General features: G+C 57.3%; 17 protein-coding genes. 10 read left to right on the top strand and 7 right to left on the bottom strand.

From position 1 onward, the window contains the following. The first annotated feature begins 20 nt into the window (after positions 1-20). Entirely contained in the window at positions 21-1,541 is a 1,521-nt protein-coding gene (gene mglA / locus EDF81_RS06490) for a galactose/methyl galactoside ABC transporter ATP-binding protein MglA (RefSeq protein WP_123347267.1), read from the top strand. 15 nt (positions 1,542-1,556) lie between these two features. After that, on the top strand, positions 1,557-2,567 hold the full coding sequence (mglC, locus tag EDF81_RS06485; RefSeq protein WP_123347266.1) for a galactose/methyl galactoside ABC transporter permease MglC: 1,011 nt from the start codon (positions 1,557-1,559) through the stop codon (positions 2,565-2,567). 53 nt (positions 2,568-2,620) lie between these two features. Here the strand turns inward: mglC and EDF81_RS06480 are convergent, their stop codons facing one another. The 5 genes from EDF81_RS06480 to EDF81_RS06460 all read right to left on the bottom strand — a co-directional run bounded on the left by EDF81_RS06480 (position 2,621) and on the right by EDF81_RS06460 (position 5,802). Next, the gene (locus EDF81_RS06480) at positions 2,621-2,854 is read right to left on the bottom strand and encodes a DUF2542 family protein (protein WP_123347265.1); all 234 of its coding nucleotides are present in this window, start codon (positions 2,852-2,854) and stop codon (positions 2,621-2,623) included. Between the two features lie 2 nt (positions 2,855-2,856). Beyond that, on the bottom strand, positions 2,857-3,567 hold the full coding sequence (gene sanA, locus EDF81_RS06475) for an outer membrane permeability protein SanA (protein WP_123347264.1): 711 nt from the start codon (positions 3,565-3,567) through the stop codon (positions 2,857-2,859). Positions 3,568-3,697: 130 nt separating this feature from the next. Then, the gene (gene cdd, locus EDF81_RS06470; protein WP_123347263.1) at positions 3,698-4,582 is read right to left on the bottom strand and encodes a cytidine deaminase; all 885 of its coding nucleotides are present in this window, start codon (positions 4,580-4,582) and stop codon (positions 3,698-3,700) included. Positions 4,583-4,711: 129 nt separating this feature from the next. Continuing rightward, complete coding sequence (locus tag EDF81_RS06465) at positions 4,712-5,407, bottom strand: CidB/LrgB family autolysis modulator (protein WP_123347262.1); 696 nt, start codon at positions 5,405-5,407, stop codon at positions 4,712-4,714. Further along, positions 5,404-5,802, bottom strand: a complete 399-nt coding sequence (locus EDF81_RS06460) for a CidA/LrgA family protein (protein WP_123347261.1) — start codon at positions 5,800-5,802, stop codon at positions 5,404-5,406. The genes EDF81_RS06465 and EDF81_RS06460 overlap by 4 nt, the downstream gene beginning before the upstream one ends. Positions 5,803-6,035: 233 nt before the next feature. On the opposite strand from EDF81_RS06460, the gene dusC reads away from it, so the two are divergent. The 5 genes from dusC to EDF81_RS06435 all read left to right on the top strand — a co-directional run bounded on the left by dusC (position 6,036) and on the right by EDF81_RS06435 (position 13,108). Further along, positions 6,036-6,968, top strand: coding sequence for a tRNA dihydrouridine(16) synthase DusC (dusC, locus tag EDF81_RS06455; RefSeq protein ID WP_123347260.1), 933 nt, complete (start codon positions 6,036-6,038; stop codon positions 6,966-6,968). Positions 6,969-7,347: 379 nt separating this feature from the next. Next, positions 7,348-8,709, top strand: a complete 1,362-nt coding sequence (locus EDF81_RS06450) for a carbohydrate porin (RefSeq protein WP_123347259.1) — start codon at positions 7,348-7,350, stop codon at positions 8,707-8,709. A 157-nt stretch (positions 8,710-8,866) separates the two neighbouring features. Continuing rightward, positions 8,867-9,712 (top strand): transcriptional antiterminator BglG, encoded by an 846-nt coding sequence (gene bglG / locus EDF81_RS06445; protein WP_123347258.1) that lies wholly within the window; start codon positions 8,867-8,869, stop codon positions 9,710-9,712. Positions 9,713-9,851: 139 nt separating this feature from the next. Then, complete coding sequence (bglF, locus tag EDF81_RS06440) at positions 9,852-11,696, top strand: PTS beta-glucoside transporter subunit IIABC (protein WP_123347257.1); 1,845 nt, start codon at positions 9,852-9,854, stop codon at positions 11,694-11,696. 17 nt (positions 11,697-11,713) lie between these two features. Beyond that, a complete protein-coding gene (locus EDF81_RS06435; RefSeq protein WP_123347256.1) occupies positions 11,714-13,108 on the top strand; it encodes a glycoside hydrolase family 1 protein in 1,395 nt (464 codons plus the stop codon). Here EDF81_RS06435 and EDF81_RS06430 read toward each other — a convergent pair. After that, positions 13,105-14,019 (bottom strand): LysR family transcriptional regulator, encoded by a 915-nt coding sequence (locus EDF81_RS06430; protein WP_123347255.1) that lies wholly within the window; start codon positions 14,017-14,019, stop codon positions 13,105-13,107. The genes EDF81_RS06435 and EDF81_RS06430 overlap by 4 nt on opposite strands. A 74-nt stretch (positions 14,020-14,093) precedes the next feature. On the opposite strand from EDF81_RS06430, the gene EDF81_RS06425 reads away from it, so the two are divergent. Continuing rightward, positions 14,094-15,041, top strand: a complete 948-nt coding sequence (locus EDF81_RS06425) for an MBL fold metallo-hydrolase (protein WP_123347254.1) — start codon at positions 14,094-14,096, stop codon at positions 15,039-15,041. Here the strand turns inward: EDF81_RS06425 and EDF81_RS06420 are convergent. Beyond that, complete coding sequence (locus EDF81_RS06420; RefSeq protein WP_123347694.1) at positions 15,038-15,601, bottom strand: DedA family protein; 564 nt, start codon at positions 15,599-15,601, stop codon at positions 15,038-15,040. The genes EDF81_RS06425 and EDF81_RS06420 overlap by 4 nt on opposite strands. A gap of 148 nt (positions 15,602-15,749) precedes the next feature. Between EDF81_RS06420 and EDF81_RS06415 the strand changes: the two genes are divergently transcribed. After that, positions 15,750-16,337: a Yip1 family protein gene (locus tag EDF81_RS06415; protein ID WP_123347253.1), complete on the top strand. Its 588-nt coding sequence runs from the start codon at positions 15,750-15,752 to the stop codon at positions 16,335-16,337. 168 nt (positions 16,338-16,505) lie between these two features. Then, positions 16,506-17,441 (top strand): D-alanyl-D-alanine endopeptidase, encoded by a 936-nt coding sequence (gene pbpG, locus EDF81_RS06410; protein ID WP_123347252.1) that lies wholly within the window; start codon positions 16,506-16,508, stop codon positions 17,439-17,441. Positions 17,442-17,469: the final 28 nt, after the last annotated feature.

Raw genomic sequence — 17,469 nt, 5'->3', positions numbered from 1 at the left:
CTTAGCAGCCAGGTATAACTATGGTCAGCAATAATAGCGAGTCGTCCGGCGAATTCTTGCTGGAAATGAGTAGCGTCAATAAGTCATTTCCCGGCGTTAAGGCACTCGATAATGTGAATTTAAAAGTGCGTCCTCACTCTATCCATGCGTTGATGGGGGAGAACGGTGCCGGTAAATCAACATTATTGAAATGTCTTTTTGGGATCTACCAGAAAGATTCCGGCAGCATTATTTTTCAGGGAAAAGAGATTGATTTCCATTCGGCGAAAGAAGCCCTTGAGAATGGGATTTCAATGGTGCACCAGGAGCTAAACCTGGTCCTGCAGCGGTCGGTGATGGACAACATGTGGCTCGGGCGTTATCCGACCAAAGGCATGTTTGTCGATCAGGACAAAATGTACCGCGACACCAAAGCCATTTTTGACGAGCTGGATATTGATATCGACCCGCGTGCGCGCGTCGGTACGCTGTCCGTCTCGCAAATGCAGATGATTGAAATTGCCAAGGCGTTTTCCTACGACGCCAAAATCGTCATTATGGATGAGCCGACCTCATCCCTGACGGAAAAAGAGGTCAATCACCTGTTCAAGATTATCCGCAAGCTGAAAGAGCGCGGCTGCGGCATCGTCTATATCTCCCACAAAATGGAAGAGATCTTCCAGCTGTGCGATGAAATTACCATTCTGCGCGACGGCCAGTGGATTGCGACCCAGCCGCTGGAAGGGCTGGATATGGATAAGATCATCGCCATGATGGTGGGGCGCTCCCTCAACCAGCGCTTCCCGGACCGTGAGAATAAACCCGGCGAAACGATCCTTGAGGTGCGTAACCTGACCTCCCTGCGTCAGCCGTCGATCCGCGATGTCTCCTTCGATCTGCACAAGGGCGAGATTCTGGGGATTGCGGGTCTTGTCGGGGCAAAACGAACCGATATCGTTGAAACCCTGTTTGGTATTCGCGAGAAATCCGGCGGGACGATTACGCTGCACGGTAAGACCATTAATAACGCCAGCGCCAACGAAGCCATTAACCGCGGCTTTGCGCTGGTGACGGAAGAGCGGCGCTCAACCGGGATTTATGCCTACCTGGATATCGGGTTTAACTCGTTAATTTCCAATATTCAGAATTACAAAAACAAGATTGGCCTGCTGGATAACAGCCGGATGAAGAGCGATACCCAGTGGGTTATCGACGCCATGCGGGTAAAAACGCCGGGTCATCACACCCAGATCGGCTCCCTGTCGGGCGGTAATCAGCAGAAGGTTATTATCGGCCGCTGGCTGCTGACCCAGCCGGAAATTCTGATGCTGGATGAACCCACTCGTGGGATTGACGTTGGGGCGAAATTCGAAATTTATCAATTGATTGCCGAGCTGGCGAAGAAAGGCAAAGGGATCATTATTATCTCTTCCGAAATGCCTGAGCTGTTAGGCATTACCGACCGCATTCTGGTGATGAGCAACGGGCTCGTTTCCGGAATTGTTGATACCAAAACAACAACGCAAAACGAAATTTTACGTCTTGCGTCTTTGCACCTTTAAGATCAGGGGCTCCTCATGAGTGCATTAAATAAGAAAAGTTTTCTTACTTACCTGAAAGACGGCGGAATTTACGTTGTTCTTTTAGTTTTGCTGGCCATTATCATTTTCCAGGACCCTACGTTCTTAAGCCTGCTGAACCTGAGTAACATTCTGACCCAGTCCTCGGTACGTATTATTATCGCACTGGGCGTGGCGGGGCTTATCGTCACCCAGGGCACCGACCTTTCTGCCGGTCGTCAGGTGGGGCTGGCGGCGGTTATTGCCGCAACGCTGCTGCAGTCCGTTGAGAACGCCAATAAGGTGTTCCCGGAATTGGCCACCATGCCGATCTTTGTGGTGGTACTGATTGTCTGCGCTATCGGTGCCATCATCGGTCTGATCAACGGCATTATCATTGCTTACCTGAACGTGACGCCGTTTATCACCACCCTGGGTACGATGATTATCGTTTACGGTATCAACTCCCTGTACTACGACTTTGTGGGCGCTTCGCCGGTTTCCGGCTTCGACAGCGGCTTCTCGACCTTTGCCCAGGGCTTTGTGGCGCTCGGCAGCTTCCGACTCTCGTATATTACCTTCTATGCCCTGATCGCCGTGGCCTTCGTCTGGGTGCTGTGGAACAAAACCCGCTTCGGTAAAAACATCTTCGCTATCGGCGGTAACCCGGAAGCGGCGAAAGTCTCCGGCGTTAATGTGGCCCTGAATCTGCTGATGATTTACGCCCTGTCCGGCGTGTTCTATGCCTTCGGTGGCCTGCTGGAAGCCGGTCGTATCGGCTCGGCAACCAACAACCTCGGCTTTATGTACGAACTGGATGCGATTGCGGCCTGCGTGGTGGGCGGCGTCTCCTTCAGCGGCGGGGTGGGTACCGTCTTCGGCGTGGTGACCGGTGTCATTATCTTTACGGTTATCAACTACGGTCTGACCTACATCGGCGTGAACCCTTACTGGCAGTACATCATTAAGGGCGGCATTATTATCTTCGCCGTGGCGCTGGACTCCCTGAAATACGCGCGTAAGAAATAACGTATTACCGGAAATAAAAAACCCGCTGCAAAGGCGGGTTTTTTTATGTCTGGCTATCCGAAGAGGTAATACAGCAGCGAGGGCAGGGTAATGATCGCTGCGATATAGCCGATGATATGCAGCCAGTAGCTGACGGGGTTTTTGTCCCGGTAGGCATACACCGGCACGCTGGACCCTTTGACCAGGGTATCGACTGCGCCGGTGCGCAGGCCCTGCCAGGTTATCCAGATCATAAACAGCGTGCAGGCCGATAGCGCGACCTGCAGGACCATGGCCTCAATATCCATCTCTATTTCTTCTGCAGTTTCAGGAGCTGCTCAGGCGTGACGGCCGGGTAGTTCTGCGCATCTTCCGGGATCTCATGCACGGCGGGGATCGGCACAAGCGGACCCAGGAAGCGCGGCTCCCGCTTAAAGAGGTAGAGGTCGATCAGCGCCCCGAAGCGGGCACCGAATTCACGTACGCGTACGCTGAACATATCTTTCGGGGAAGGCACCGCGTAACACTGGGCCTGAATCCCCATATGCAGGGCAATAAACAGGGCGCGCTCGCAGTGGAAACGCTGGGTGATAATAAGGAAGTCGTTAGTGTCGAAAACCTTGCGGGTGCGCACGATAGAATCCAGGGTACGGAACCCGGCGTAGTCCAGGACGATATCCGCCGGGCTTACGCCTGCGGCAATCAGATCCCTGCGCATGGTCATCGGCTCGTTATAACTTTGCTGTGCGTTATCGCCGCTCAGCAGCAGATAATTCACCTTACCGCTGTTATAGGCATTAATCGCGCCCTGAATACGGTAGCGGTAGTACTGATTAATCACGCCGCTGCGATAGTATTTTGCCGTGCCCAGCACCACGCCGACCTGGCGATAGGGCAGGTCCTGCAGTTCTTCATAGATATAGGGTGCGGTTTTCCAGCTAATCCATCGGTCAAGACCAAGCACCGTCAACAGCAGCAGGCCGATAAGGACTAACAGACTGTTTAACAGGCGTTTTAACATGAGCGTATTCTATCCCTGGTAATATTTAGCTCGGGCTACTTTACCCGTCTGGCTAGCGGCAGTGCAAGAAACACGCGCCTGTTTGCAGGGTTTTTCATCAATGCGGGCCGTCCGGCCCGCATTCGGGCGATCAGGCCAGCAGAACCCGATCGATGTGCGGACAGCCGAGGGCCTTCAGCGTGGCAGCGGTGGCATCCCACTGGACCAGAGAGGCATTCGGCAATTCAGCGAGAATAGCGCGCTGAATATCGGCATAGTCATAACCACTCAGGCTCAGCAGATTCAGGGCACCCTGCAGTGGCGGCAGCGTCGGGTTAAAGGCGGCGTTTTCCGCATAGCTGCCGGTGAAAATCGTGCCGTCACGGCACTCAATCGCCACGCCGGATGGCGCATGGCTGTAAGGACTGTGGCTGATATTGGCGGCCTTAACGGCGGCCTGGGCCAGCGCGTCGCCATCGGCGCTCAGGCCGTGATCCCGGTCGTCCATCAGCAGGGTTTCAATCTGCAAATCCTTCGGCCCGAAGGCGTCGGGCAGATAGTCGCCCAGCGTATGCGTGTCGCGGCCCGGAAGATGAATGCGCAGCTCCAGCCCGCTATTCAGCTCGTTCATAAACTGACGGCAGTGGCCGCAGGGCGTGTAGTTAACGGTGATTGCCGCGAGCGCTTTCTCGCCGCGCAGCCAGGCGTGGCTGATGGCGCTCTGCTCCGCATGCACGGTTTGCTGCATGGTGGTACCGGCAAACTCCATATTGGCACCGAAGTACCAGTTTCCGCTGACGCCGCGGGCGATGGCCCCGACGTTAAAATTCGACAGGCCGGCGCGTGCGCAGGCGGCAGCTAACGGCAGCAGGGCGAAAGAGAGGGCGTCATCATCCAGCCCCGTAGCGCTTTTCAGCGCGGTAACCTGCTCTGCGCTGAGCTGCGCGGAGAACTGCTCGTCGGCCAGAATCGGGGCGAGCGCTGATTGCACATTTTCCGCTAGCTGTGAAAACGCGGAGTGAAAACGTGATTGCATGGCGTTGCCTCATTGCAATGTAATGGAAGCGTAGTTTACGGACCTGTTAATACTTTATATGTGATTCCGATCACGCTGTACATGCAACAAATGAAACGCAGGTTAAAAATGCGTGATGTCTCGCAAATTTTAGCCCAGAACCGCCAGAATCACCGGGAATAAAAAGGGGGCAACCAGCGAGGTGATAATCCCGCAGATCACCAGCGCCAGCGAGCTGAACGCGCCTTCCTGATAGTCCAGCTCGGCACAGCGAGCCGTGCCGAGGGCGTGCGAGGCCGTGCCCATCGCCAGGCCGCGGGCCGCTTTGGTGCGGATACGCATCAGATTCAGCAGCGTGTGACCGAATACCGCCCCGAGGATGCCGACAAAAATCACGCACACGGCGCTAATCGCCGGGATGCCGCCAATACTGCCGCCAACGGCCATCGCGATAGGCGTGGTGACGGATTTAGGCAATACCGAGGCGGCGATTTCCGGCGTTGCGCCCATCAGCAGAGCCACAGAGGTACCGGTCACCATCGCGACAATACTGCCGATAAAGCAGATGGTGATGATCGACTTCCAGCGGGCGCGGATTTGATGCAGCTGCTCATAAAGTGGATAGGCGAGGGCCACGACGGCGGGCTGCAGCAGGTCATTCAGCACCTTACTGCCCTGAAAATAGTGATCGTAGGGAATACCGGTCAGCAGCAGGAACGGAATAATCACCACCATCGCCACCAGAAGCGGGTTGAGCAACGGCATCTTAAAGCGTGCAGCGAGTTTACGCGCCGCGAAGAAAACGGCCAGCGTGAGCGGCAGTGACCACCAGATATACGCCATCATTTCTGCGCCCCTTTTTTCCCGATGACCTTACGCTCCCCGTGCACCAGATGCGAGCTCCAGCTCACGACCAGGAAGACAATAAGGGTGCTGGTCGCACAGGAGATCACCACCGGACCAAACTGCGCCTGCAGCAGGGTAAAATACTGCATCACGCCCACGCCAATCGGCACAAACAGCAGCGCCATATAGCGGATAAGGACATAGCAGCCGGGGTTCACCCAGCGTGCGGGCAGGATCTGCAGCGCCAGCAGAACAAAGAGGATCAGCATGCCGATAATGCTGCCGGGGATCGTGATAGGCAGCAGCGATGCGACAAAAATCCCCGCGTACAGACAGGCATAAATCAGTACGAAAGCACGCAGATACTGCCAGAGGGTATTCAGTATTTTACTCATGGTGATGGTCCTTGACGAAACGCATTCATCATACAATTAAAGCTAAATATGTGCTACTGATCACATCATGAATTCTGAGCATACCAAACATTCCCGCAGGGAACGTCAGGCATTTCGCCAGAATTGCGGGCAAACTCGATAAGAAACAGTGTAGTAACTCCGCCGTTGCAAGGGGCTTTCAACCCCACACAAAGGACGCTACCATAGCGCCTCTTTTTTTGACGGGTAACGATATGCGTGTCTTACTGGCGCCGATGGAAGGCGTGCTCGATTCGCTGGTGCGCGAGCTACTGACCGGGGTAAATGATTACGATCTCTGCATCACCGAATTTTTGCGGGTGGTCGATCAGCTGCTGCCGGTAAAGTCCTTCCTGCGACTCTGCCCGGAACTCCAACATCAAAGCCGCACGCCGTCCGGTACCCTGGTGCGCATTCAGCTCCTGGGCCAGCATCCTGAGTGGCTGGCGGAAAACGCCGCCCGCGCGGTTGAGCTGGGCTCATACGGCGTTGACCTGAACTGCGGCTGTCCGTCAAAGCTGGTGAACGGCAGCGGCGGCGGGGCGACGCTGCTAAAAGATCCCGAGCTGATTTATCGCGGCGCAAAAGCGATGCGCGCTGCGGTGCCCGCCCATTTGCCGGTGACGGTAAAAATACGCCTCGGCTGGGACAGCGATGCGCGACGCTTTGAAATTGCCGATGCGGTGCAGCAGGCGGGGGCGACCGAGCTTGCGGTACATGGTCGTACTAAAGAAGACGGCTACAAAGCGGAACGAATTAACTGGCAGGCGATTAGCGAAATTCGTCAGCGGCTGACTATTCCGGTGATTGCTAACGGTGAAATCTGGGACTGGCAGAGCGCTCAGGATTGCATGGCGACCAGCGGCTGTGATGCGGTAATGATCGGCCGTGGGGCGCTGAACGTGCCCAACCTGAGCCGGGTCGTGAAGTACAATGAAGCGCCGATGCCCTGGCCGGAGGTGGTTAAACTCCTGCAAAAATACAGCCAGCTGGAAAAGCAGGGCGATACCGGCCTCTATCACGTGGCGCGGATCAAGCAGTGGCTGGGCTATTTGCGTAAAGAGTACGACGAAGCCGATGGGCTATTTACGCTGGTTCGCACCCTGAAAACCTCGGCGCAGATTGCGGATGTGATTTCTCGCTGTTAAAGGTTCAGGCAAAATAACCGGCAGATTAAGTATGAAATTCGCGATGTATATTCTTTTTGTCGCGATCCCTGTCACGTTTTATCATGCTTCGTATTGTCTGTTATAGCAGAATACGTAAAGTGAACCCCGGATTGTCACTGCATTACGCAGGCGAAACCTGAGCACTTCCGCCATTATTGGCTGAGAAGCGTTCAGGTTTTTTTTTGCCTGTCATCCAGGGAGGATAAAATGAGAATCTGAACGCGAAAAGGATATCACTATTTTATCTCTGCGGTTTAATGACCGCCGGAAGATTATTTTATGCAAAAACGATCGGGTTAATAATCTATTAACCTGCGGCGGCATATACCCTTTTACTCAATCATCATGGCTGCAACTTATGCAATTTAAAAAAAGAAATAACGTTCTGTGGGGCGCGCTGCTGTTGGCGCTGGCACCTGCGGCAATGGCGGAAACGTCCGCATGGAACGGCACCGCACTGGGTTTTGAAGCCCCTCAGCGGGGGCTGCTGGGCGATATGCTGGGTATTCGCCCGATTATTGAAGATCACGGCTTTCATTATAACCTCGGTTATCTGAATCAGATAGGTTATAACGCGGGAGGCGGCTACGACCACGATCGGCATATTGCCATGATCGACCAGTTTGCCCTGACGTTTAACCAGGATCTGGAGCGCTGGACCGGTATTCCCGATGCCCGAATTGAGGGGAATATTGTGAATCGTAATCATAACGATAGCCTCACCACAAAGCGCCTCCAGGATCCCCGGGTGAGTTTTAACGATATTTCCCAGGAGAGCTGGGGCGGTCAGTCCATTACGCGTCTTGGCTGGCTAACCTTTGCCCGCAGCTTTGACGACCGCCGGTTAACCTGGCGTATCGGGATGATGAATAAGGTTCAGACCTTCGACCAAATTATTCCCTGCGATTTTCAGCTGCTGAGCCAGTGCGGCGGGAAATCGGCGAATTCACTGACCTGGAATAACTGGAACGTGCACAGCTGGGGAACCACGCTGGCGTATAAACTCACGCCGGAAGTGACCCTCAAAGGCGGCGTGATGGAGCAAAACCCGCAGGCGTCCAGCCGCAGTCACGCCTGGAGCTGGTCAACCAAAGGCAGCCGCGGAATACTGCTGCCGGTCGAAATTGAAGCTCGCCAGCACATCAACGGCCTGCCCGGCGCGTATAACCTCGGGGTGCTGTATACCAACGCGAACCAAGCCGACCTGTATAAGGGGAAATCCGGTGGCACCGGGGCCAGCGATCCTGACGGCTACGCGGAGCACAGCAACACCTGGTTCCTCTATGCCGGTATGAACCAGCAGATCACCCGCCATAGTGACGACCCTCTGCGTGGGATGAGCGTGTCGCTGAGCGCCAGCCGCGCCGACGCGCGCAGCAACACGATGCAGACCGTTGCCGCCGCTTCCCTACGTTATCGCGGCCTGTTTGATGCCCGTCCGGAAGACTGGATCGGTATGGGGGTGACCTGGGTTGATATGAGCAATGATTACGCCCGTAACCAGCGCGCGCTCAACCAGCTCAGCGGCGTGACGGCGTATAGCGACCCGAGTTATCGCCCGGTTCCCGGCCACTCGGTGAATGCCGAACTCTATTATCGCCTGCGTCCGGCCTCCTGGCTTGAAGTGCAGCCCGCAGTGCAGTACTGGCACCGTCCGGGCGGTCTTGCCGAAACACAGGATGCCTGGGTGATGGCGCTTAAAACCGTTGTGACATTCTGATCCGATCGGTATCACGTTTTTTCGCCCTTCCCGTTGAGGCGGGAACGGAAACCTGCCAGAGTGCTGCGATTACTATGGATTGTCACTGCGTTATGCAGGCAAAACCTGATTCTCTGGCTTCTGTCAGGCATCAGGTTTTTTTGTTTCCGGGGTCAGGATGAAAATCGCCAAGATACTCAATAACAATGTGGTGGTTGTGCTCGACGAGGGGCTGCGGGAACAGGTGGTAATGGGCCGCGGCCTGGGCTTTCAGAAGCAGCCCGGCGATGCGCTGGACGAGAGCAAAATTGATAAAGTCTTCGCCCTGCAGAGCGACGAGCTGGTGGCGCGCTTAAGCGAGCTGCTGAACCAGATCCCGCTGGAGGTGATGACCACCTGCGACAGGATTATCGATCTGGCGCGCCAGCGTCTCGGCAAGCTGCAGGACAGCCTCTATATCACCCTTACGGATCACTGCCATTTTGCGATTGAGCGGCAGAAGCGCGGCGTGGCGATCCGTAACGTGCTGCTGTGGGAAACTCGCCGTCTCTATCCGAAAGAGTTTCAAATCGGACAGGAGGCGCTGGAGACCATCGACAAGCGTCTGGGCGTGCGGCTGGCGGAGGACGAAGCCGGGTTTATTGCCCTGCATCTGGTTACCGCGCAGCTGAACAGCGAAATGCCGGAGGTGATGCATATCACCCGGGTGATGCAGGAGATCCTGCAGATCGTCAAATACCAGTACCAGCTGGACTACGACGAAGAGTCGTTGAGCTACCAGCGCTTTGTGACCCACCTGAAGTTTTTCGCCCGCCGGATGCTGAGCCGTGACCTGGTGCCCGACGATGACGAAACGTTGCATACCGCCGTGAAGGAGAACTACGCCAGCGCCTGGCGCTGCGCGGAGAAGATAAGCCTTCATCTGCAGCAGCACTACCAGCGTGCGCTGTCGACGGAAGAGATTATGTTCCTGGCCATTCATATCGAGCGGGTCAGAAAAGAGAGCGGGCAGCGGGCAGGTTAATTCCGACCGCAGCACAATAAAAAAAAGGATTGTCACTGCACTATGCAGGCAAAACCTGAGCGGGGCCAGAAATGGCCACGCCCGGGTTTTTTTTTACTCAGTCACCGCTGCCGGAGCAGCGGGTATAAGGATCAGAAAGATGCAATATCAGGAGCTTGCGCAGGAGATTCTTGCGCGCGTTGGGGGCCGAGACAACATTGCCAGCCTTGTTCACTGCGCCACCCGACTGCGTTTTAAACTGAAAAATAACGCCCTCGCCGATGCAGAAGGCCTGAAGGCGAACCCGGGCATCATTATGGTGGTGGAGAGCGGCGGCCAGTTTCAGGTGGTGGTCGGCAACCAGGTCCCGGAAGTGTACCAGGCCGTGCGTGCGGAGGCGGGGTTGAGCGATGACGCGCCCGTCGCCGCAGCGGCGGACGGCGAGAAGTCCTCCGTGCTTGGGCGACTGATCGACGTCGTTTCGGCTATCTTTACGCCGTTCCTCGGCGTGATGGCGGCCTCGGGGATCCTCAAAGGACTGCTGTCGCTTGCCGTGGTGTGCGGCTGGCTGACGACCACGGACGGCACGTACCAGCTCTGGTTTGCCGCCAGCGATGCGCTGTTCTACTTCTTCCCGCTGGTGCTGGGTTATACCGCCGGTAAAAAGTTTGGCGGTAATCCGTTTATCACGATGGCAATCGGCGGGGCGCTGACCCATCCACTGATGACCCAGGCCTTCGAATCCGGTGCTACGGAGTATTTTCTCGGTATTCCGATCACCTTTATTAACTATAGCTCCTCGGTTATCCCGATCATCTTCTCAGCCTGGGTGAGCTGCCGGATCGAAAACCTGAGCAATCGGCTACTGCCGTCGGCGGTGAAGAACTTCTTTTCACCGCTCTTCTGCCTGGCGATTGTCGTTCCGCTGACCTTCCTGCTGATTGGCCCGGCGGCGACCTGGCTTAGCCAGATGCTGGCGCACGGCTATCAGTTTATCTATACGGTGGCTCCGTGGCTGGCCGGCGGCGTGATGGGTGCCATCTGGCAGGTCTGCGTGATCTTCGGCCTGCACTGGGGACTGGTGCCGCTGATGATGAACAACATGGCCGTGCTGGGTAGCGATACCCTGACGCCGCTGCTGCTCCCGGCGGTAATGGGCCAGGTCGGGGCCGCGCTGGGCGTCTTCCTGCGCACCCGTGACGCCAAAATGAAAACCCTGGCCGGTTCTGCGGTCACGGCGGGTATCTTTGGTATTACCGAACCGGCAGTGTATGGCGTGACCTTACCGTTCCGTCGTCCCTTTATTTTTGGCTGCGTGGCCGGGGCGATTGGCGGGGCGATCGTTGGCCTCAGCAATACCCATGTCTACTCTTTCGGGCTTGTCAGCGTCTTTACTCTGGCACAAACCATCCCGCTCGGCGGGCTGGATACCACCGTCTGGGGCGCAATTATCGGCACCGTAACGGCGAGCGTCCTGGCCTGCATCATGACCATAGTCGCCGGGATGCCGCGTAGCGCCAGCGCTCCGCAGGCCGTTCCGGCCATCGTGGGTGAGGACGATATCCTGTCGCCCATGAGCGGTACGGTTCTGGCGCTGGATCAGGTGCCGGATACCACCTTCGCCAGCGGCCTGCTGGGCAGCGGCGTGGCCATCATCCCGGCAATCGGTGAAGTTCGTGCCCCCTTTGCCGGCGAGGTTGCCTCGCTGTTTGCCACGAAACATGCCATTGGCCTACTGAGCGACAGCGGTATTGAGCTGTTGATCCACGTCGGTGTCGATACGGTCAAGCTCAACGGCGCGCACTTTACGAGTTACGTCCAGCCCGGGGACAAAGTCCAGCCCGGCGATCTGCTGCTGGTGTTTGACCGCCAGGCCATCCTTGATGCCGGTTACAGCCTGGCCACGCCGGTTATTGTCAGCAATAGCGATACTTACAGTGCGGTGGAGACCATTGCGCCCACCGCAGTTACTTCCGGCCAGCCGCTGCTGGCGATTGGCCGCTAAACGTAAAGGAGTCAGATATGAAACAGTTTCCGGAAACATTTCTGTGGGGCGGGGCGGTAGCCGCAAACCAGGTTGAGGGTGCCTGGCAGGAAGATGGCAAAGGCGTCTCCACCTCCGATGTTCAGCCCAACGGAGTGTTTGGCGAGGTGGTCGAGCGCGTACCGGGCGACAGCGGGATTAAAGATATCGCCATCGACTTCTACCACCGTTATCCAGAGGACGTGGCGCTGTTTGCCGAAATGGGCTTTAGCTGCCTGCGTGTCTCCATTGCCTGGACCCGTATTTTCCCCAACGGCGACGAGACGCAGCCTAACGAAGCGGGGCTGGCCTGGTACGATAAGCTGTTCGACGAGCTGGCTGCGCATAATATTCAGCCCGTCGTGACGCTCTCCCACTATGAAATGCCCTGGGGCCTGGTCAAAGAGTACGGCGGCTGGGGCGATCGGCGGGTTATCGACTGCTTCGTGCGCTACGCCCGCACGGTCTTTACCCGCTACCAGGCGAAGGTGAAGCTGTGGCTAACCTTCAATGAGATCAATATGTCCCTGCATGCGCCGATGACCGGCGTGGGGTTACCGGCAGACAGCAGCAAGGCGGCGATCTACCAGGCCATCCACCACCAACTGGTCGCCAGCGCGCAGGCGGTCAGCGCCTGCCGGGAGATTATCCCCGACGCTCGCATCGGCAATATGCTGCTCGGCGGCCTGATGTATCCGCTCAGCTGCAAGCCGGACGACGTCTTCGAAACTCTGCAGCAAAACCGCAGCTGGCTCTTCTTCGGTGACGTCCAGTGTCGCGGGGCGTATCCGGGCTATATGCTGCGCTACTTCCGCGATAACGGCATTACGCTTGACATCACCGATGCCGATCGCGAGGCGCTGAAGTCCACCGTCGACTTTATCTCGTTCAGCTACTATATGACCGGCTGCGTCACCGCCGACGAAGAGCTGAACCAGAAGGCACGCGGCAATATTCTGAGCATGGTGCCGAACCCGCACCTGCCGAGCTCGGAGTGGGGCTGGCAGATTGACCCGCTGGGGCTGCGTACCCTGCTGAATATTCTGTGGGACAGATACCAGAAACCGCTGTTTATCGTGGAAAATGGCCTCGGTGCGAAGGACAAGCTGGAGGCGGACGGCACCGTTCAGGATGATTACCGTATCAGCTATCTGAACGATCACCTGGTGCAGGTACGTGAAGCCATTGAGGACGGCGTGTCGGTGATGGGCTATACCAGCTGGGGGCCGATTGACCTGGTCAGCGCCTCGAAGGCGGAACTCTCCAAGCGCTACGGCTATATCTACGTTGACCGTGACGACAGCGGCAACGGCACCCTTGAGCGCCGTCGTAAGCAGAGTTTTTACTGGTATCGCGACGTGATTGCCAGCCGGGGAGAAAGCCTGAAGGCTTAGTTCACCAGGTGCTGAATAAAGTCCTTCAGCCACATGACTGCCGGGTCGCTGCTGTGGCGCTGGTGCCAGAGCAGCGCCACTTCGAAAGGCTCCACGTCCAGCGGAAGGGGGCTGGATTCCAGTCCCCACAGGCGCTGCCAGTCTGCTGCCAGACCCGCCGGAACGGTCGAGAGCGCGGGCAGGGTGCTGAGCAGTCCGGCAATGGCGGCAAAATGCGGCGTGGTATAGCACAGGCTGCGCTGGTGCCCGGCTTTGGCCAGCAGGGTATCGAGATGGCTGCTGGTGGCTTCGCGATAGCTGACCATCAGATGTCGCTGGGCGGCGAAAGTTTCCACATCGAGCGGGGCGGTAAGCTTCAGCTGCTGAGGGTGCCAGAGCGTCGTTAACGGCATGGTGGTCAGCACCTCACGCTCCAGCCAGCGCGGCCCCGCCGTGGCCACGCTAACGGCCAGGTCCATCTCGCCGTCTTCCAGGCGACGGGCATCGCTAAAGGGATCGCTGGCGATAGTGTTCAGACGTAGCCCCGGAGCCGCGTCGGCAAGCGCCGGTATCAGCTTCGGCATCAGCCACATTTCTACCCAGTCGGTCATGCCAAGCGTCAGCGTCGCGCTGGCCTGCCGTGGGTCGAATTCCGCCTGCTGAAACAGGGTGGTCTGCAGCTGCTCCAGCAGCGGGAGCAGTTCGCGATGCAGCTCTTCCGCCCGGGCGGTCGGCTGCATTTTATGGCCGCTGCGAATAAACAGCGGATCGTCAAAAATGGTCCGCAGTCGGGACAGCACGCCACTGACCGCAGGCTGACCCAGATGCAGCTTATCGGCGGCCAGAGAGACGCTCTGCTCGCGGAACAGTACCGTAAAGGCGATCAGCAAATTGAGATCGATTTTGCGGAAATCATTTTCTTTGATAGTCATTATTTCTCCAATCAATTGGAGCGATAGTATCGGCGACGGGATACTGATGCAACCCCCCTAAACTGGAGAGCATTATGAAAATCCCATTCCTGACTCTGGCACTACTTTCGTTCAGCGCCGGTGCGATGAGCGCGCAACTTCCCACTACCCAGCCGCAGGCACCGGGCTACTACCGGATGGCCCTCGGCGACTGGCAGGTGACCGCCGTGTCCGATGGCACCGTGACGGTGCCTTTCGATACGCTGCTGACCGGCATCACACCGGACGTGTTACGCCAGCGAATGGCCGACGCCAGCCTCCCCGTTAAAGCGGAAACCTCGATTAACACCTTTGTGATCAATACCGGCAGCCAGCTGATCCTGGTGGATACCGGGGCGGGAGCCCTGCTCGGTGAGGCCGGTGGTCATCTGCCGGATAACCTGCGCGCGGCGGGGATAGACCCACAGGATATCGATCTGGTCCTGCTGACCCATATTCACGGGGATCACTCCGGCGGCGTTCAGCATAACGCCAGCCCGGTATTCCCCCGCGCCGAGGTCCGGGTGGATCAGAAAGATGTCGATTTCTGGCTTAACCCGGCGAACGATAAACAGGTAGAAGAGAGCCAGCGCCCTACCTTTGCCGAGTCTGAACGCTCCCTGCGCCCGGTGATCGCGGCGGGAAAACTGAAAACCTTCCACGCGCCGACACAGATTATCCCGGGCATCGAAGCGATCCCGGCACCGGGCCATACGCCGGGCAGCGTGGTGTATCGCGTGACCCATGGTGGCAAGACCCTGATGCTGTGGGGCGACATTATTCATGCTGAACCGGTCCAGATGCAGCAGCCGAAGGTGGCGATCCATTTTGATGTTAATCAGCAGCAGGCCATTGCGACGCGGGAAAAAGTCCTTGCACAGGTGGCGAAAGAAGGGGACTGGGTGGCGGCAGCGCATATCGCCTTCCCGGGGATCGGCAAGGTGATGAAAAATGGGGAAGGCTACCGCTGGGTGCCGCTGAACTACAGCGCCAGCGGCAACTAATCCTCGCGGTGCCGCCGCTTTAGCCACCAGCGCAGGGCAAGCACGACCACAACGGCCAGCGCCAGCCAGATAAGATGCTTAAGGTGGTGGTCGAGGTGATGAAGGAGAGGACCGATCACCTCGCCGCCCAGATAGCCGAGGCTGGTAAAAATCAGCGCCCACAGCAGCGCGCCGAGGATATTCAGCGGCAGAAATACCGCAGGCGGCAGACGACTGGCGCCGATCAGCACCGGCCCGAGCAGACGGAAGCCGTACATAAAGCGGGAGCCAATAACAAACAGCCACGGACGGCGCTGAATAAGCTTTGAGGCGCGGCGAATTTTACTCCGATGGCGGCCAAAGCGGCGAAGCAACCGGTAGCCGAAACGGCGGCCAAGAAAGTACAGGAGCTGATCGCCGATAATCCCGCCAAGCGCAACGGCCAGCACCACCAGCGGGAACTTCAGCAGTCCCTGATGCGCCGCCACGCCGCCTAACAGGGTGATGGTTTCCCCCTCTGCAAGGCTGCCAATCAGCAGCGCAAGATAACCATATTGTGCAATCAGCGAATTCATATCCACAGCAAACACCTCCTTCCCTGAGCGATCATACACCCTAAACTGCAACGCTGCGGCAACACCCATTATTATTTGGCTCTGTACAAAAAATAATCCGCAGGGTGAATTATACTTGAGAGACCACAACGGGAAGCCACGACGAGGGGGCTTTATGAACCATGTCTGGGGACTTTTTTCTCATCCCGACCGGGAACTGCATATCATCCGGGGTGAAAACGAAAGCGTTTCGCATCACTACACTCATCACGTACTGCTGATGGCGGCGATCCCGGTGATCTGCGCCTTTATCGGTACCACGCAGTTTGGCTGGAGTTTTGGCGAAGGAGGTAGCGTACCGATATCCATCGGGACCGGATTAGCGCTGGCCGTTGTTTTTTATGCCCTGATGCTGGCCGGCGTGGCGGTAATGGGGCGGGTGATCTGGTGGATGGCGCGTAGCTATCCAAATCGCCCATCCCTGGCGCGCTGCATGGTCTTTGCAGGCTACGTCGCCACGCCGCTGTTTCTTAGCGGGCTGGTTGCGCTCTGGCCGCTGGTCTGGCTCTGCGCGCTGGTCGGGACGGTCGCGCTGTTTTACACCGGCTATCTGCTCTATCTCGGGGTGCCAACCTTCCTCAATATCAACAAAGAAGAGGGGCTGAGTTTCTCCAGCTCAACCCTGGCCATCGGCGTGCTGGTGCTGGAAGTTCTGCTGGCGCTGACCGTAATACTCTGGGGCTACGGCTACCGTCTGTTCTGATAATGTGCGGCGCGGGTTGAAAAACCGGCGCCGCAGCATTCGTTCACGATTCTTCTCTGGCGACGGACAGTTGCCCCCGCTATGATGCCTTGCCAGCTTCGTTATTGATGAACTAAACGAAAGCGGTGTGCGTCATCACGTGCATGAATAATTACCTGACTACTCACCATGCTGAAATTTCGAGTTTCCCTGATTAGCCTGGCGTTGCTGATGGCGACGCCTTTTGCCGCACCGCTGGCGGTTGCCAAAACGGCCCCCGTTGCAGCCGCTGCCACGCAGCCGGAGATCGCCTCCGGCAGCGCGATGATTGTTGACCTGAAAACCAATAAAGTCATCTATTCCAGCCACCCCAATCTGGTACGGCCTATCGCCTCCATCACCAAAGTGATGACGGCGATGGTGGTGCTCGATGCCGGTCTGCCGCTGGATGAAATGCTGACGGTGGATATCAGCCAGACTCCGGAGATGAAAGGAATCTACTCCCGCGTCCGTCTGAACAGCCAGATCAGCCGTGAGAATATGCTGCTGCTGGCGCTGATGTCCTCGGAGAACCGCGCTGCGGCGAGCCTGGCGCACCATTATCCGGGCGGCTACCAGGCGTTTATCCGGGCGATGAACGCCAAGGCGAAGGCGCTGGGCATGAAAAATACCCGCTTTGTCGAGCCGACCGGCCTGTCGATTCATAACGTCTCGACCGCGGAAGATCTCACCCGACTGCTGATTGCCAGCCAGCAATATCCGCTGCTGGGCAAACTCAGCACCACCCGGGAAGAGATGGCGACCTTCTCCAGCCCGGCCTATACGCTGCCGTTCCGCAATACGAACCATCTGGTATACCGGGAAAACTGGGATATTCAGCTGACCAAAACCGGCTTTACCAACGCCGCAGGCCACTGTCTGGTGATGCGCACCGTGATCAATCATCGCCCGGTGGCGCTGGTGGTGATGGATGCCTTTGGCAAGGCGACCCACTTCGCGGATGCCAGCCGTCTGCGGACCTGGATTGAAACCGGTAAAGTGATGCCGGTTCCGGCCTCCGCGCTGAGCTATAAAAAGCAGAAGGCGGCGCAGATGGCCGAAAGCCAGACCGCGCAGAACGATTAAATAAATCAGGCCACGTCAGTGGCCTGTT

The organism is Enterobacter sp. BIGb0383 (assembly GCF_003751845.1).
Taxonomy (GTDB): Bacteria; Pseudomonadota; Gammaproteobacteria; order Enterobacterales; family Enterobacteriaceae; genus BIGb0383.
The sequence above is the reverse complement of the archived record's forward strand: the minus strand, read 5'-3'. Positions and strand labels throughout refer to the sequence as shown.

Bases quoted from the DNA above. Each gene is read 5' to 3' on its own strand.
- mglC (WP_123347266.1), top strand. From the start codon at position 1,557: ATGAGTGCATTAAATAAGAAAAGTTTTCTTACTTACCTGAAAGACGGC.
- sanA (WP_123347264.1), bottom strand. From the start codon at position 3,567: ATGTTAAAACGCCTGTTAAACAGTCTGTTAGTCCTTATCGGCCTGCTG.
- EDF81_RS06450 (WP_123347259.1), top strand. From the start codon at position 7,348: ATGCAATTTAAAAAAAGAAATAACGTTCTGTGGGGCGCGCTGCTGTTG.
- EDF81_RS06435 (WP_123347256.1), top strand. From the start codon at position 11,714: ATGAAACAGTTTCCGGAAACATTTCTGTGGGGCGGGGCGGTAGCCGCA.
- dusC (WP_123347260.1), top strand. From the start codon at position 6,036: ATGCGTGTCTTACTGGCGCCGATGGAAGGCGTGCTCGATTCGCTGGTG.
- bglG (WP_123347258.1), top strand. From the start codon at position 8,867: ATGAAAATCGCCAAGATACTCAATAACAATGTGGTGGTTGTGCTCGAC.
- EDF81_RS06460 (WP_123347261.1), bottom strand. From the start codon at position 5,802: ATGAGTAAAATACTGAATACCCTCTGGCAGTATCTGCGTGCTTTCGTA.
- EDF81_RS06465 (WP_123347262.1), bottom strand. From the start codon at position 5,407: ATGATGGCGTATATCTGGTGGTCACTGCCGCTCACGCTGGCCGTTTTC.
- pbpG (WP_123347252.1), top strand. From the start codon at position 16,506: ATGCTGAAATTTCGAGTTTCCCTGATTAGCCTGGCGTTGCTGATGGCG.
- EDF81_RS06480 (WP_123347265.1), bottom strand. From the start codon at position 2,854: ATGGATATTGAGGCCATGGTCCTGCAGGTCGCGCTATCGGCCTGCACG.
- EDF81_RS06425 (WP_123347254.1), top strand. From the start codon at position 14,094: ATGAAAATCCCATTCCTGACTCTGGCACTACTTTCGTTCAGCGCCGGT.
- EDF81_RS06415 (WP_123347253.1), top strand. From the start codon at position 15,750: ATGAACCATGTCTGGGGACTTTTTTCTCATCCCGACCGGGAACTGCAT.
- cdd (WP_123347263.1), bottom strand. From the start codon at position 4,582: ATGCAATCACGTTTTCACTCCGCGTTTTCACAGCTAGCGGAAAATGTG.
- EDF81_RS06430 (WP_123347255.1), bottom strand. From the start codon at position 14,019: ATGACTATCAAAGAAAATGATTTCCGCAAAATCGATCTCAATTTGCTG.
- mglA (WP_123347267.1), top strand. From the start codon at position 21: ATGGTCAGCAATAATAGCGAGTCGTCCGGCGAATTCTTGCTGGAAATG.
- bglF (WP_123347257.1), top strand. From the start codon at position 9,852: ATGCAATATCAGGAGCTTGCGCAGGAGATTCTTGCGCGCGTTGGGGGC.